The sequence below is a fragment of the Pseudomonas sp. P7758 genome, assembly GCF_013386485.1.
In the GTDB taxonomy this organism is placed as follows: Bacteria; Pseudomonadota; Gammaproteobacteria; order Pseudomonadales; family Pseudomonadaceae; genus Aquipseudomonas.
In genome coordinates, this window is the sequence record NZ_JACARS010000045.1 from 43,345 (window position 1) to 56,938 (window position 13,594).

General features: G+C 59.1%; 12 protein-coding genes. 6 read left to right on the forward strand and 6 right to left on the reverse strand.

Going from position 1 to position 13,594, the window contains the following annotated elements; translation table 11 throughout:
* Positions 1-266: 266 nt before the first annotated feature.
* On the reverse strand, positions 267-1,793 hold the full coding sequence (gene gpmI / locus HX873_RS10175) for a 2,3-bisphosphoglycerate-independent phosphoglycerate mutase (protein WP_003218015.1): 1,527 nt from the start codon (positions 1,791-1,793) through the stop codon (positions 267-269).
* Between the two features lie 151 nt (positions 1,794-1,944).
* Between gpmI and HX873_RS10180 the strand changes: the two genes are divergently transcribed.
* The 3 genes from HX873_RS10180 to secB are packed head-to-tail and all read left to right on the forward strand — an operon-like array spanning position 1,945 to position 3,142.
* On the forward strand, positions 1,945-2,358 hold the full coding sequence (locus tag HX873_RS10180; RefSeq protein ID WP_003218014.1) for a rhodanese-like domain-containing protein: 414 nt from the start codon (positions 1,945-1,947) through the stop codon (positions 2,356-2,358).
* A gap of 1 nt (position 2,359) precedes the next feature.
* Positions 2,360-2,614 carry a glutaredoxin 3 gene (grxC, locus tag HX873_RS10185; protein WP_003218011.1) on the forward strand — a complete coding sequence of 85 codons (255 nt, stop codon included), beginning with the start codon at positions 2,360-2,362 and terminating at the stop codon, positions 2,612-2,614.
* Positions 2,615-2,656: 42 nt separating this feature from the next.
* Entirely contained in the window at positions 2,657-3,142 is a 486-nt protein-coding gene (gene secB / locus HX873_RS10190; protein ID WP_003218009.1) for a protein-export chaperone SecB, read from the forward strand.
* 132 nt (positions 3,143-3,274) lie between these two features.
* Here the strand turns inward: secB and HX873_RS10195 are convergent, their stop codons facing one another.
* Positions 3,275-3,730, reverse strand: coding sequence for a tRNA (cytidine(34)-2'-O)-methyltransferase (locus tag HX873_RS10195; protein WP_003218007.1), 456 nt, complete (start codon positions 3,728-3,730; stop codon positions 3,275-3,277).
* Between HX873_RS10195 and HX873_RS10200 the strand changes: the two genes are divergently transcribed.
* Positions 3,729-4,169, forward strand: coding sequence for a hypothetical protein (locus HX873_RS10200; RefSeq protein WP_003218005.1), 441 nt, complete (start codon positions 3,729-3,731; stop codon positions 4,167-4,169). The genes HX873_RS10195 and HX873_RS10200 overlap by 2 nt on opposite strands.
* 624 nt (positions 4,170-4,793) lie before the next feature.
* Here the strand turns inward: HX873_RS10200 and ntrC are convergent.
* The 4 genes from ntrC to glnA form a co-directional block, all read right to left on the reverse strand.
* A complete protein-coding gene (gene ntrC, locus HX873_RS10205) occupies positions 4,794-6,230 on the reverse strand; it encodes a nitrogen regulation protein NR(I) (protein WP_003218003.1) in 1,437 nt (478 codons plus the stop codon).
* Positions 6,227-7,312: a nitrogen regulation protein NR(II) gene (gene glnL / locus HX873_RS10210; RefSeq protein WP_003218001.1), complete on the reverse strand. Its 1,086-nt coding sequence runs from the start codon at positions 7,310-7,312 to the stop codon at positions 6,227-6,229. The genes ntrC and glnL overlap by 4 nt, the downstream gene beginning before the upstream one ends.
* A gap of 391 nt (positions 7,313-7,703) precedes the next feature.
* Positions 7,704-8,240, reverse strand: a complete 537-nt coding sequence (locus HX873_RS10215; protein WP_177122639.1) for a chorismate mutase — start codon at positions 8,238-8,240, stop codon at positions 7,704-7,706.
* A 189-nt stretch (positions 8,241-8,429) separates the two neighbouring features.
* Positions 8,430-9,836: a glutamate--ammonia ligase gene (gene glnA, locus HX873_RS10220; RefSeq protein WP_003217999.1), complete on the reverse strand. Its 1,407-nt coding sequence runs from the start codon at positions 9,834-9,836 to the stop codon at positions 8,430-8,432.
* Positions 9,837-10,169: 333 nt separating this feature from the next.
* On the opposite strand from glnA, the gene thiI reads away from it, so the two are divergent.
* Together thiI and typA are read left to right on the forward strand one after the other, a co-directional pair.
* A complete protein-coding gene (gene thiI, locus HX873_RS10225) occupies positions 10,170-11,624 on the forward strand; it encodes a tRNA uracil 4-sulfurtransferase ThiI (RefSeq protein WP_023659343.1) in 1,455 nt (484 codons plus the stop codon).
* A gap of 139 nt (positions 11,625-11,763) precedes the next feature.
* Positions 11,764-13,584: a translational GTPase TypA gene (gene typA, locus HX873_RS10230; RefSeq protein WP_003217997.1), complete on the forward strand. Its 1,821-nt coding sequence runs from the start codon at positions 11,764-11,766 to the stop codon at positions 13,582-13,584.
* Positions 13,585-13,594: the final 10 nt, after the last annotated feature.

Genomic DNA, 13,594 nt, shown 5'->3' on the forward strand with positions numbered 1-13,594 from the left:
CAAGCATCGTCATGGTGAGTTGCTCTACAAGCGTTACGAGCTTTTGTGACGCCCAAAGAAAAGGGCAGCTCTTTCGAACTGCCCTAAGTAGTGCTTGCTTGATATTCATATACACACCCTCAAGCAGGGGTGTGGAGGTCTCACCCTACGCGGATATCCAGCCATCTGCGGGGTTCCTACGCCAGTTATCGCCGCTGGAGGCAACTGGTTTCGCGCTCGAGTCCATTATTGACGGGCTGCCTGTTTTGAGCAACCCCTGAACTATGTCAGACCAGAATCGAAGTGCCAGTCATCTCTTTCGGCTTCTCCAGCCCCATCAGCATCAACATGGTCGGTGCCACGTCGGCCAGCACGCCGCCATCACGTACTTTAAAGTCACGTTTGCCGACGTAGATGAACGGCACCGGCTCGGTGGTGTGGGCGGTGTGGGCCTGGCCGGTGGATTCGTCGGACATTTGCTCGCAGTTGCCGTGGTCAGCGGTGATCAGCGCTTCGCCGCCCACCTTTTCCAGCGCGTCGACGATGCGGCCGACGCACAGGTCCAGGCATTCCACGGCTTTTACCGCCGCTTCCAGGTTGCCGCTGTGGCCCACCATGTCACCGTTGGCGTAGTTGACCACGATCACGTCGTAGCGCTGGTGTTCGATGGCGTCGACGATCTTGTCCGTGACTTCAGGGGCACTCATCTCCGGCTGCAGGTCGTAGGTGGCGACTTTCGGCGACGGGATCAGGATGCGTTCTTCACCCGGGAACGGTTCTTCACGACCGCCGGAGAAGAAGAAGGTCACGTGGGCGTACTTCTCGGTTTCGGCAATGCGCAGTTGGGTCTTGCCGTTTTTCGCCAGGTAATCCCCCAGCACGTTTTCCAGGCTGCCCGGGGCGAATGCCGACGGGGCCGGGATGTTGGCGGCGTATTGGGTCAGCATCACGAATTCGACTTTCGGCTGGCGGGCGCGCTCGAAGTCCTTGAAGCCGGCATCGACGAATACGTGGCTCAGCTCGCGGGCACGGTCGGCGCGGAAGTTCATGAACACCACGGCGTCGCCATCTTCGACCTTGACCGGTTCGCCGATGGTGGTGGCCTTGACGAACTCGTCACTCTCGCCACGGGCGTAGGCGGCTTCCAGGCCTTCCTGGGCGGTGGCGGCGTTGAATTCGGCCTGGCCGTCGACGATCAGGTTGTAGGCCTGTGCCACGCGGTCCCAGCGGTTGTCGCGGTCCATGGCGAAGTAGCGGCCAACCAGGCTGGCGATGCGGCCTTTGCCGAGGGTCTTGAAGGTTTCATCCAGCAGTTCGATGGAGGACTGGGCACTTTTCGGCGGGGTGTCGCGGCCGTCGAGGAACGCGTGCAGGTAGATCTTCTCGGCGCCGCGCTTGAAGGCCAGTTCGGCCATGGCGATCAGATGGTCCTGGTGGCTGTGGACGCCGCCGTCCGACAGCAGGCCCATGAAGTGCACGGCCTTGCCGGCCTTGACCGCTTTATCCACTGCCGCGCAGATGTTTGGGTTCTCGAAAAACTCACCGTCGCGGATCGCTTTGGTCACGCGGGTGAAGTCTTGATAGACCACTCGTCCGGCACCGAGATTCATATGGCCGACTTCCGAGTTGCCCATTTGGCCGTCCGGCAGGCCAACATCCATGCCCGAGCCCGAGATCAGGCCGTTCGGAACGGTAGCGCTCAGACGGTCCAGTACTGGCTTGCTGGCCGAGTACACGGCGTTGTCGTGGTGGCTTTCACTGTGTCCGAAGCCATCGAGAATTATCAGGACCAAAGGTTTAGGCGTAGTAGTCATAGATCCTCTCGCGGCGGTAATGAATGAAGGGAATAGAAAAGGGAGTGGCAGTTTAAAGCGAAGTTCCGACCACGTCACCGCTTTACGGGGGTTGGCCGACCATGACGGCTGTGTATACTTACCGCCATTTTAACGCCCTGGAACCTCCTTGATGGTTGATCACCTGATTGCATTTGCCACTACCCACTATTTGCTCGCTGGTGCGTTCGTCGTACTGCTGGCGCTGCTGATCGCTCACGAATTGAGCCGCGGTGGCCGCAGCCTCAGCACGTCCGAGCTGACCGCCCTGGTCAACAAGGATGAGGCCGTAGTGGTGGACATTCGTCCCGCCAAGGATTTCGCCGCCGGTCACATTGTCGGCGCGCTGAACATTCCCCAGGACAAACTGATTTCGCGCCTGGCCGAGCTGGAAAAGCACAAGGCCAAGACCATTATCCTGGTCGACGCCCAGGGCCAGCACTCCGGCACCCACGCCCGCGAGATGCTGAAAACCGGCTTCAACGCCGCCAAACTGTCGGGTGGTATTTCCAGCTGGCGTGGCGATAACCTGCCGCTGGTGAAGTGATATGAGCCAGGTTGTCGTTTATTCCAGCGATTATTGCCCTTATTGCATGCGGGCCAAGGCCCTGCTTGTGAAAAAGGGCGTTGTCTTCGAAGAGATCAAGGTTGATGGCAAGCCCCAGGTGCGCGCCGAGATGACCAAGAAAGCGGGACGCACGTCCGTGCCGCAGATCTGGATCGGTGACAAGCATGTCGGTGGTTGCGATGACCTGTTCGCACTCGAGCGCGCCGGTAAACTGGATGCGCTGCTTCACGTCTGACTCCTAACCCCTAAAAGACCCCAAGATCACGAAGGATCTGCGATGACTGACCAACAGAACACCGAAGCGGCAGCAGAAGAAGCTCAAGGCCCACAATTTTCCCTGCAGCGTATTTACGTGCGTGACTTGTCGTTCGAAGCGCCGAAAAGCCCGGCCATCTTCCGTCAGGAATGGACCCCGAGCGTTGCGCTGGACCTGAACACCCGTCAGAAGGCCCTGGAAGGTGACTTCCACGAGGTCGTGCTGACCCTGTCGGTCACCGTCAAGAACGGCGAAGAAGTGGCCTTCATTGCTGAAGTGCAACAGGCCGGTATCTTCCTGATCCAGGGCCTGGACGAAGCGTCCATGAGCCACACCCTGGGCGCGTTCTGCCCGAACATCCTGTTCCCGTATGCCCGTGAGACCCTGGACAGCCTGGTCACCCGTGGCTCGTTCCCGGCGCTGATGCTGGCTCCGGTGAACTTCGATGCCCTGTATGCGCAAGAGCTGCAGCGCATGCAACAGGAAGGCTCGCCAACGGTTCAGTAAGCTGTTCTGAGCAACGACGCCGATCCAATGTGGGAGCGGGCTTGCTCGCGAATGCGGTACTTCAGTCGATATCTTCGTTGACTGGCACTCCGCTTTCGCGAGCAAGCCCGCTCCCACATTCGTTATGCAGTGTTACTTGAACCCCAGTTGCCGCCAACCTTCGTAAACCGCGACGGCCACGGTGTTGGACAGGTTCAGGCTGCGGCAGCCTTCGCGCATCGGCAGGCGCAGGCGGTGGCCGTCTGGCAGGGCGTCCAGCACGTCTGCCGGCAAGCCCCGGCTTTCCGGGCCGAACAGGAAGGCGTCGCCTTCGGCAAAGCTGGCATCATGGAACGGCCGCGAACCCTTGGTGGTAAACGCGAACAACCGTGGGTGGTTCAGGCTTTCCAGGCAGCTGGCAAGGTCGGCGTGGCGTTGCAGGGTGGCGTACTCGTGGTAGTCCAGTCCGGCGCGGCGCAGGCGCTTGTCGTCCATGTCGAAACCCAAGGGCTCGATCAAATGCAGGTGGCAGCCACTGTTGGCGCACAGCCTGATAACGTTGCCGGTATTCGGCGGAATTTCTGGTTGAAAAAGGATGACGTGAAACATGCACGGCTCCGAAGGCAAAGATGCGCTGCATTCTACCCCTGAAGAAGACCCCAGGCCGAAGCTATTGCCACGGGTTTTAGGCTCGTTGGCGATTGTCGGCTTGATGGTAGGCCTGATGATCGGCCGGCTGACCACGCCAGACCCGGTTGAGCTACAGCAGGTAGAGCCCGCCGCCGATGGCCTGGTGGTGTGGTTCAACAGCGAACCCAAGCTGCACGGCGAGCATATCGACGGCACCGTGGCGCTGCTGTTCGATGCGCTTGGCAAGGCCCAGGGCGGCCAGTTGAAGGTCAATGACAAGGATGTGAACTGGCGCGTACGCAAGACCGATGGCGGCTTGCTGCTGAACCTGGTGGCGGCTCGGCCGTTGCGCGGGGAGTGGTCGGGAGAGAAGGCCGATGGACGCTGGCGGGTAGAGATCCATCTCCAGGAGCAATAAAAGAGGGAATCCCCGGCCTGCCTGTACCAAGGTTCCCAAAACGGGCTGGGGCTATGGGCGCGTTACCTCATAAGCCCCGGGTGTAAAGAAGGGAGTTCCCGGCCTGCCTGTACCAGGGCTCCCAAAACGGGGTGAAGCCAAAGGCTTCGGTGTTAAAGAGGGAATCCCCGGCCTGCCTGTACCGAGGTTCCCGAAACGGGTGTGGGGCGCGACGCGATCCGCATCAAGCACCCCGGGTGTTAAAGAGGGGATTCTCGGCCTGCCTGTACCAAGGTCCCCGAAACTGGGTAGTGACAGGGTTATTGCAGGGCGCGTGCCAGAATTGCGAAGTGGCGCCAAAAAATTTCTTCAGAAAGCGCAAAGCCCCGGAATACGGGGCTTTGGCTTTTTTGGGTTTTAATATTTTCTTAACAAGGCATGGGTTTCAGGCGTTGGATAAGTGCGCGATGCCGGTTCGTGGTGCATTGAAGCGGTGCACAGTGCTGAAACCTTGTGGAGATCCAAATGTGGGAGCGGGCTTGCTCGCGAAGGCGGCGCGTCAGTCGATACGTATGTTGACTGAACCATCGCCTTCGCGAGCGAGCCCGCTCCCACACTGGATCTTCGGTGTACTTGAGGGATCAATCAGCCTTCATCGCCCTCATCATCATCCCCACCGTCAACCTTCATCCCCAGCTCCTTGATCTTGCGTGTCAGCGTATTGCGGCCCCAGCCCAGCAGCACGGCGGCGTCGCGACGACGTCCAGCGGTATGCTTGAGGGCGGTTTCGATCATGATCCGCTCGAAAGCCGGCACAGCGCTGTCCAGCAGGTTCGACTGGCCACGTGCCAGGGCCTGGTCGGCCCATTGGCGCAGTGCCTGCTCCCAGTTGGTCACCGGTGCCGAATCCTGCGGCAGGCTCAGCAGCTCAGGCGGCAGGTCGCTGATATGCACTTCGCGCCCCGAAGCCATCACCGTGATCCAGCGGCAGGTGTTCTCCAGCTGACGCACGTTGCCCGGCCATGGCAGGTTCTTCAGGTATTCCTCGGTCTCGCTTTTCAGCAGCTTCGGCTCGACGGCCAGCTCCTGGGCGGCGCGGCTGAGGAAGTGACGGGCCAGGGTCGGGATGTCCTCGCGACGGTCCGACATCCGTGGGATGTGGATGCGGATCACGTTCAGGCGGTGGAACAAGTCTTCACGGAATTTCCCGGCGTGCACCAGGGTTTCCAGGTTCTGGTGCGTCGCCGCGATGATACGTACGTCGACCTTGACTGGCGTGTGCCCGCCTACCCGATAAAACTCGCCGTCGGCCAGGACCCGCAGCAAGCGCGTCTGGGTGTCGGCCGGCATGTCGCCGATTTCATCGAGGAACAGCGTGCCGCCGTCGGCCTGTTCAAAACGGCCACGGCGCAGGTTGGCCGCACCGGTGAACGCGCCTTTTTCATGGCCGAACAGTTCCGACTCCATCAAGTCTTTCGGGATCGCCGCCATGTTCAGCGCAATGAACGGCGACGCCGCCCGTGGGCTGTGACGGTGCAGGGCGTGGGCCACCAGCTCTTTACCGGTACCCGACTCGCCATTGATCAGCACGGTGATGTTGGAGTGGCTCAAGCGCCCGATGGCGCGAAACACTTCCTGCATCGCCGGCGCTTCGCCGATGATTTCCGGGGTACGGGTCAGGGCCGGCGGGGCTTCCTGGTTCTGCTGTTCCTGGGCGTGCTGGTTGGCGCGTTTTACCAGCGCCACCGCTTCGTCCACGTCGAACGGTTTTGGCAGGTATTCAAAGGCGCCGCCCTGATAGGACGCGACAGCGCTGTCCAGGTCCGAGTGCGCGGTCATGATGATCACCGGCAGGCGCGGGTGCTGCTCGCGAATCCGCGCCAGCAAGTCCAGGCCGCTGGCGCCGGGCATGCGGATGTCGGAGATGATCACATCGGGCTGCTGGCGAGCCAGGCGGCTCATCACCCCGTCGGCGCTGTCGAAGCTCTGGGTGGTCATGCCTTCCTGTTGCAAGGCTTTCTCCAGGACCCAGCGGATAGAACGGTCGTCATCGACGATCCAGACAGTTTCACTACGGCTCATGTCGATGGGGCTCCTTGTTCCAGTGGCAGAAAGATCGAGAAGGTGGTGTGACCGGGATGGCTCTCACATTCGATCAAACCCTGGTGCTGGCTGATGATGTTCTGGGTAATGGCCAGGCCGAGCCCGGTACCGTCCGGGCGGCCGCTGACCATTGGGAAAAAGATGGTTTCCTGCAGTTCTGCAGGGATGCCGGGGCCGTTGTCGATGATCTCGACTTTGGTCACCAGGCGATGGCGCACGTGGCCAATGGTGAACTGGCGCAGGGCACGGGTGCGCAGGCTGATGCGGCCCAGGCGCAGCTCGTTCTGGCTGCTGATGGCCTGCATGGCGTTACGCACGATATTGAGCACCGCCTGGATCATCTGCTCGCGGTCGATCAATACGTCGGGAATGCTCGGGTCGTAGTCGCGCACCAAGGTGATGCAGCCCTGGCTTTCGGCTTCCACCAACTGGCAAACCCGCTCCAGCACTTCGTGCACGTTGGTCATTGCCAGCGACGGCAGCTTGTTGGAGCCGAGCATGCGGTCTACCAGGTTACGCAGGCGGTCGGCTTCCTCGATGATGACGTTGGTGTAGTCCTTGAGGTTTTCGTCCGGCAGCTCGCGGGCCAACAGCTGTGCGGCACCGCGAATCCCGCCCAGGGGGTTCTTGATCTCATGGGCCAGGCCGCGCACCAGCATCTTGCTGGTTTCCTGCTTGGACAGCTGCGCCTCTTCCTTGGTGATGCGCAGCAGGCGATCGCGGGGATGCACCTCCAGCAGCAACAAGGTGGCGCCGTGGCTGAGGATCGGTGTAACCGCGTAGTCGACGGTGAGGGTCTGGCCGGTGAGGGCGGTGAGCATCGCTTCGCGCTTGGTGAACGGGTGCGCCTGCTCCACGGCCTGGCGCAACGAGCTCAAGGCCTCGGCCGACTCAGTGAACAGCTCACTGATGAATTGCCCATGGCTGCGCTGCCCGCTGATGGCCAGCAGCATCTCCGCCGCCGGGTTCATGTACTCAAGGCGCAGTTCGTCATTGAGCAGAATGGTCGCGGTGGTCAGGTTGTCGAGTAACAGGCGGTGCAGTGCGTCGCTGATGGTCATTAGGACCTCTTTTGGAGCAAGGCGCGGGCTTGAGGCACACGCTGATACAAGGAAAATGCAAAAACCAAACCAAAGCTCCGAAAAGAAGCGTTAAAGCCCTGAAATGGGGGCTTAAGGCGCGAAACTGTGGTGTTCTGCCAGCTTGGACGGGAAGTTTCGAACCAAAATGGGTTGCGTAAGTGGGAAGGGTGCAGCGTATCGCACCAATATAGTGCGGTTTTGAAAAGTCTGTTCAGGAAGCTGGTGGCAGCGACTGATTGGCTGAATGGGTCGAATCTAAATTGTGGGAGCGGGCTTGCTCGCGAAGGCGGCGTGTCAGTCATGCACATATCAACTGACACACCGCCATCGCGAGCAAGCCCGCTCCCATATTTTGATGGGGTTCGCAATTTTAGATTTTATAGATACACAGCTCGGCAGTGGCGCGGATCATTGCCAGCTGGTGCAGCGAGTCTTTGGCAGGTGCGTGATTGGCCTGGGCCAGCCATTGCGGGCATTGCGGGTTGGTGCGCTCCGGGGTGAAGTCCGCCAGCTGTTGCAGCAGGCGTTTTTGCAGCAGGTCCAGTTTAGGGCGGATCTGGCCGACCAGATCCGGGCGTGGGTCATTCGGCGCCTTGCCTTGCAGCTGCCAGTCGGAAAGGTGGGCGTATTGCACCAGTTTGTTCGCCTCAATCTGGGCCAAGAAAAACTGCTCGGCCTGGGCCGGTGCCAGTTTGTAGCTCGGCGCCTGGGCGACGACGCTGGCGATCACGTCCTGCTCCCGTGGGCGGTCTTCGACGGGCTTGTGGCTGTCCCATTTGCTCAGGGCCACCTGGTCGGCAATCGCCAGGCGTTCGGCAATGCTGTCGAGCAGCGGGGCGAGGGTGGGTGGTGCTGCGAATACATTGGCGCTGATGGCCAGCAAGATGAACCCAATTTTGAGTTTCAAGGCAGATCCCTCTTCTGTAGGGGCGAGCTTGCTCGCGAAGGTCGTTAACGATAACGCGTAAATATTGAAAAAATGCGGCGCCTTTGAATTTTTCGCGGGCAAGCCGGCTCCCACAGGGTTTTGCGGGCAAAAAAAAGACCTCCCGAAGGAGGCCTTTTTAATCACGCCGCGTTACGCAGCGCTACCGGATCAGCAGCTGTAGTACAGCTCGTATTCCAGTGGGTGTACGAAGGTGCGGACCTTGATTTCTTCTTCGCTTTTCAGGGCGATGTAGGCATCGATAAAGTCGTCGCTGAACACGCCGCCTTTGGTCAGGAACGCACGGCCCTTGTCCAGCTCTTCCAGGGCTTCTTTCAGGCTGCCGCACACTTGTGGGATCTCTTTGGCCTCTTCAGGCGGCAGGTCGTACAAGTTTTTGTCGGCGGCATCGCCAGGGTGGATCTTGTTCTGGATACCGTCCAGGCCGGCCATGACCAGGGCAGCGAAGGCCAGGTACGGGTTGGCTGCCGGATCCGGGAAACGGGCTTCGATACGGCGAGCGCGAGGGCTGGACACGTAAGGAATACGGATCGAAGCGGAACGGTTGCGAGCCGAGTAGGCGAGCATTACCGGAGCTTCGAAACCTGGGACCAGACGCTTGTAGGAGTTGGTCGATGGGTTGGTGAAGCCGTTCAGGGCCTTACCGTGCTTGATGATACCGCCGATGAAGTACAGGGCAGTGTCGGACAGGCCGGCATAACCTTCGCCAGCGAAGGTGTTCTTGCCTTCTTTGGCGATGGACAGGTGAACGTGCATACCCGAACCGTTATCGCCGTACAGAGGCTTAGGCATGAAGGTAGCGGTACGGCCGTAGGCATCAGCCACGTTGTGTACGCAGTACTTCAGGGTCTGAACTTCGTCAGCCTTGGCAACCAGGGTGTTGAACTTCACGCCGATTTCGTTCTGGCCGGCAGTCGCCACTTCGTGGTGGTGAACTTCGATGACCAGGCCCATCTCTTCCATGGCGTTGCACATGGAGGTACGGATTTCGTGGTCGTGGTCGAACGGAGGAACCGGGAAGTAGCCGCCTTTGATACCTGGACGGTGGCCTTTGTTGCCGCCTTCCACGTCCTGGTCGGACATCCACGAACCTTGTTCGGAGAAGATCTTGAACATGGAGCCAGAGATGTCGGACTTGAACTTGACCGAATCAAAGATGAAGAATTCTGGTTCCGGGCCTACGAATACGGTGTCGCCGATACCGGTCGACTTCAGGTATTCCTCGGCACGCTTGGCGATCGCACGTGGGTCACGGTCGTAGCCCTGCATGGTCGAAGGCTCGATCACGTCGCAGACGATGATCAAGGTTGGGTCTTCGGTGAACGGGTCGAGTACGGCAGTGCTGTCGTCCGGCATCAGGATCATGTCGGAAGCTTCGATGCCTTTCCAGCCGGCAATGGAGGAGCCGTCGAACATTTTGCCTTCTTCGAAGAAGGCGTCATCCAGCGCGTCGCGAGCCGGCATGGTCACGTGGTGCTGAGTGCCTTTGGTGTCCGTGAAGCGCAGATCAATCCATTTGACGTCATGATCTTTGATGAGTTGAACCGACTTCGACATAGTGTCCTCCGGGTGGCTTCGGGCTGGGGTAGTGGAGTAGCCCTTAGAATGTGGGTGATGCCGGCGCGAATACTCGACCAAGGCAACCTGCCTCACAAGAGAGCAAATTGCATGCCAGTGCCCCGACATGGGTTTTTTGCCACAAAAACGCCCCTATAAAGGTGCAATCCGCTGAAACGGAAGAAATTGCGCACCGCAATGTAGCGCTTATTTTGGTTTATGACCCGTTTTGGTGCGCGAAAGGTCAGTTGCATATTAACTGGTTAAACCTTGAGCGATTTCCGCTATAATCCGCGCCCCCCTTTTTCGGCTGGGCCTGCGCGCGCTGTTTTCATGAAATTAATCGTTAAAGTCTTCCCCGAGATCACCATCAAGAGCCGACCGGTACGGATGCGTTTCATCCGTCAATTGGCCAAGAACATCCGTGCCGTGCTCCGCGATCTGGACCCGGCTGTGGTGGTGAATGGTGTGTGGGACAATCTCGAGCTGGAAACCCGCCTCACAGACCCCAAGGCCCTGAAGGACATGACCGAGCGCCTGAGCTGCGTGCCGGGCATCGCGCATTTCCTGCAGGTCGACGAGTACCCGCTGGGCGACTTCGACGACATCACCGAAAAGTGCAAGCAGCACTACGGCGATGTGCTGGCAGGCAAGGTGTTTTCAGTGCGTTGCAAACGCGCCGGCAAGCACCCGTTCAGCTCCATGGATGTCGAGAAATACGTGGGCAGCAAGCTGCGTCGCGAGTGCGGCGCTGCCGGAATTTCCCTGAAAGAGCCGCAAATTGAAGTGCGGATGGAAATTCGCGACCAACGGTTGTTTGTGATCCACAGCCAGCACGACAGCATCGGCGGCTACCCGCTGGGTGCCCTGGAACAGACCCTGGTATTGATGTCCGGCGGTTTCGATTCCACTGTCGCGGCCTACCAGATCATGCGCCGCGGGCTGATGAGCCACTTCTGCTTCTTCAACCTGGGCGGGCGTGCACACGAATTGGGCGTGATGGAAGTCGCGCATTACATCTGGAAGAAGTACGGCAGCTCGCAACGGGTGCTGTTTGTCAGCGTACCGTTCGAGGAAGTCCTGGGAGAAATTCTCGGGAAAGTCGATAACAGTCATATGGGCGTAGTATTGAAGCGTATGATGTTACGCGCTGCGTCCCGAATCGCGGATCGGCTGGAAATCGACGCACTGGTCACCGGTGAAGCGATTTCCCAGGTGTCCAGCCAGACCCTGCCGAACCTGTCGTTGATCGACTCTGTGACCGAGAAGCTGGTACTGCGCCCGCTGATCGCCAGTCACAAGCAAGACATCATCGACCTGGCGACCCAGATCGGCACGGCGGATTTCGCCAAGCACATGCCGGAATATTGCGGGGTCATCTCGGTGAACCCCAAGACCCACGCCAAGCGCAACCGCGTGGAGTACGAAGAACAACAGTTCGATATGGCGGTGCTCGAGCGTGCGCTTGAGAACGCCAAGCTGGTGCCGATCGATCGGGTTATCGACGAATTGGGCCAGGATTTGCAGATCGAAGAAGTCAGCGAGGCTCTGGCCGGTCAGATCATCATCGACATCCGTCACCCGGATGCCGCTGAAGACGAGCCGCTGGAAATTGCTGGCATCGACGTACAAACGCTGCCGTTCTATGCATTGAATGCGCGTTTCAAGGAACTGGATGACAGCCGTCAGTACCTGTTGTATTGCGACAAAGGCGTGATGAGTCGCCTGCATGCCCACCATTTGCTCAGTGAGGGGCATGCCAATGTGCGCGTTTATCGACCGAGCTAAGAGCCCGGGGCTGTTTGCCTGTGGCCTGCGTCACCGGCCCCCCGACTCTGCCGTCAAGCTGTAACGGCAAGGCCTGACTCTACTGTTAATCGCTGCCACGACCTGTCAGCACACCGAATCCTCTGATCGAGATACACAAGTGATCGAAAATCTACGCAACATCGCCATCATTGCTCACGTTGACCATGGTAAGACCACCCTGGTAGACAAACTCTTGCGTCAATCCGGCACCCTGGAGCGCAACGAGCTCAACGACGAGCGCGTGATGGACTCCAACGACCAGGAGAAAGAGCGCGGTATTACCATTCTGGCGAAAAACACCGCCATCAACTGGAACGGCTACCACATCAACATCGTGGATACCCCGGGCCACGCCGACTTCGGCGGCGAAGTTGAACGCGTAATGTCGATGGTTGACTCCGTTCTGCTGCTGGTTGACGCTCAAGACGGCCCTATGCCGCAAACCCGTTTCGTGACCAAGAAGGCTTTCGAAGCCGGCCTGCGTCCGATCGTGTGCATCAACAAGGTTGACCGTCCAGGCGCGCGTCCGGACTGGGTTCTGGACCAGATCTTCGACCTGTTCGACAACCTGGGTGCCACCGAAGAACAGCTGGACTTCAAAGTCGTCTACGCCTCGGCCCTGAACGGCATTGCCGGTCTGGAACACACCGACATGGCTGAAGACATGACCCCGCTGTACCAGTCGATCGTCGACAACGTACCGGCTCCGAAAGTTGACCGTGAAGGCCCGTTCCAGATGCAAATCTCGGCACTGGACTACAACAGCTTCCTGGGTGTTATCGGTGTTGGCCGTATCGCTCGTGGTAGCGTCAAGCCGAACACTCCGGTGGTCGCCATCGGCGCCGACGGCAAGAAGCGCAACGGTCGTATCCTGAAGCTGATGGGTCACCACGGCCTGCACCGCATCGACGTTGAAGAAGCGTTTGCCGGTGACATCGTGTGTGTGAGCGGTATGGACTCGCTGTTCATCTCCGACACCCTGTGCCAGCCGGACAACGTCGAGGCGATGAAGCCTCTGACCGTTGACGAGCCAACCGTTTCCATGACCTTCCAGGTAAACGACTCGCCTTTCTGCGGTAAAGAAGGCAAGTTCGTGACTTCCCGTAACATCAAGGAACGTCTGGACAAAGAGCTGCTGTACAACGTTGCTCTGCGCGTTGAAGAAGGCGACTCGGCTGACAAGTTCAAGGTTTCCGGCCGTGGTGAGCTGCATCTCTCGGTACTGATCGAAACCATGCGTCGCGAAGGCTTCGAAATGGGCGTTGGTCGTCCTGAAGTGATCATCCGTCAGGTTGACGGCGTGAAGCAGGAACCGTTTGAAAACGTCACCATCGACACCCCTGAAGAATCCCAGGGCAAGGTCATGGAAGAAATGGGCCTGCGTAAGGGCGACCTGACCAACATGGTGCCGGATGGCAAAGGCCGTGTGCGTCTGGAATACAACATCCCTGCTCGTGGTCTGATCGGTTTCCGTAACCAGTTCCTGACCCTGACCAACGGTGCTGGCATCCTGACCTCGATCTTCGATCGCTACGACACCATGAAGTCCGGCGACATGTCCGGTCGTCAGAACGGTGTTCTGGTATCGGTAGAAACCGGCAAGGCGCTGACCTACTCCCTGGAAACCCTCCAGGCGCGTGGCAAGCTGTTCGTTGAGCACGGTCAAGAGATCTACAACGGTCAGATCGTTGGCCTGAACAGCCGTGACAACGACATGGGCGTCAACCCAACCAAAGGCAAGAAGCTCGACAACATGCGTGCTTCGGGTAAAGACGAAACCATCGCTCTGGTTCCACCTGTTCGCTTTACCCTGGAACAGGCTCTGGAATTCATCCAGGACGACGAGCTGTGCGAAGTTACGCCTAAGTCGATCCGCCTGCGTAAGAAGATCCTGGACGAAGGCGAGCGTACCCGCGCTGCCAAGAAAGCCAAGAACTGAGTTAACTCAG

Excerpts from the sequence above, each read along its gene's own strand:
- glnL (WP_003218001.1), bottom strand. The coding sequence starts at position 7,312 with ATGACCATCAGCGACGCACTGCACCGCCTGTTACTCGACAACCTGACC.
- thiI (WP_023659343.1), top strand. The coding sequence starts at position 10,170 with ATGAAATTAATCGTTAAAGTCTTCCCCGAGATCACCATCAAGAGCCGA.
- gpmI (WP_003218015.1), bottom strand. The coding sequence starts at position 1,793 with ATGACTACTACGCCTAAACCTTTGGTCCTGATAATTCTCGATGGCTTC.
- grxC (WP_003218011.1), top strand. The coding sequence starts at position 2,360 with ATGAGCCAGGTTGTCGTTTATTCCAGCGATTATTGCCCTTATTGCATG.
- HX873_RS10200 (WP_003218005.1), top strand. The coding sequence starts at position 3,729 with ATGCACGGCTCCGAAGGCAAAGATGCGCTGCATTCTACCCCTGAAGAA.
- HX873_RS10180 (WP_003218014.1), top strand. The coding sequence starts at position 1,945 with ATGGTTGATCACCTGATTGCATTTGCCACTACCCACTATTTGCTCGCT.
- secB (WP_003218009.1), top strand. The coding sequence starts at position 2,657 with ATGACTGACCAACAGAACACCGAAGCGGCAGCAGAAGAAGCTCAAGGC.
- HX873_RS10195 (WP_003218007.1), bottom strand. The coding sequence starts at position 3,730 with ATGTTTCACGTCATCCTTTTTCAACCAGAAATTCCGCCGAATACCGGC.
- glnA (WP_003217999.1), bottom strand. The coding sequence starts at position 9,836 with ATGTCGAAGTCGGTTCAACTCATCAAAGATCATGACGTCAAATGGATT.
- ntrC (WP_003218003.1), bottom strand. The coding sequence starts at position 6,230 with ATGAGCCGTAGTGAAACTGTCTGGATCGTCGATGACGACCGTTCTATC.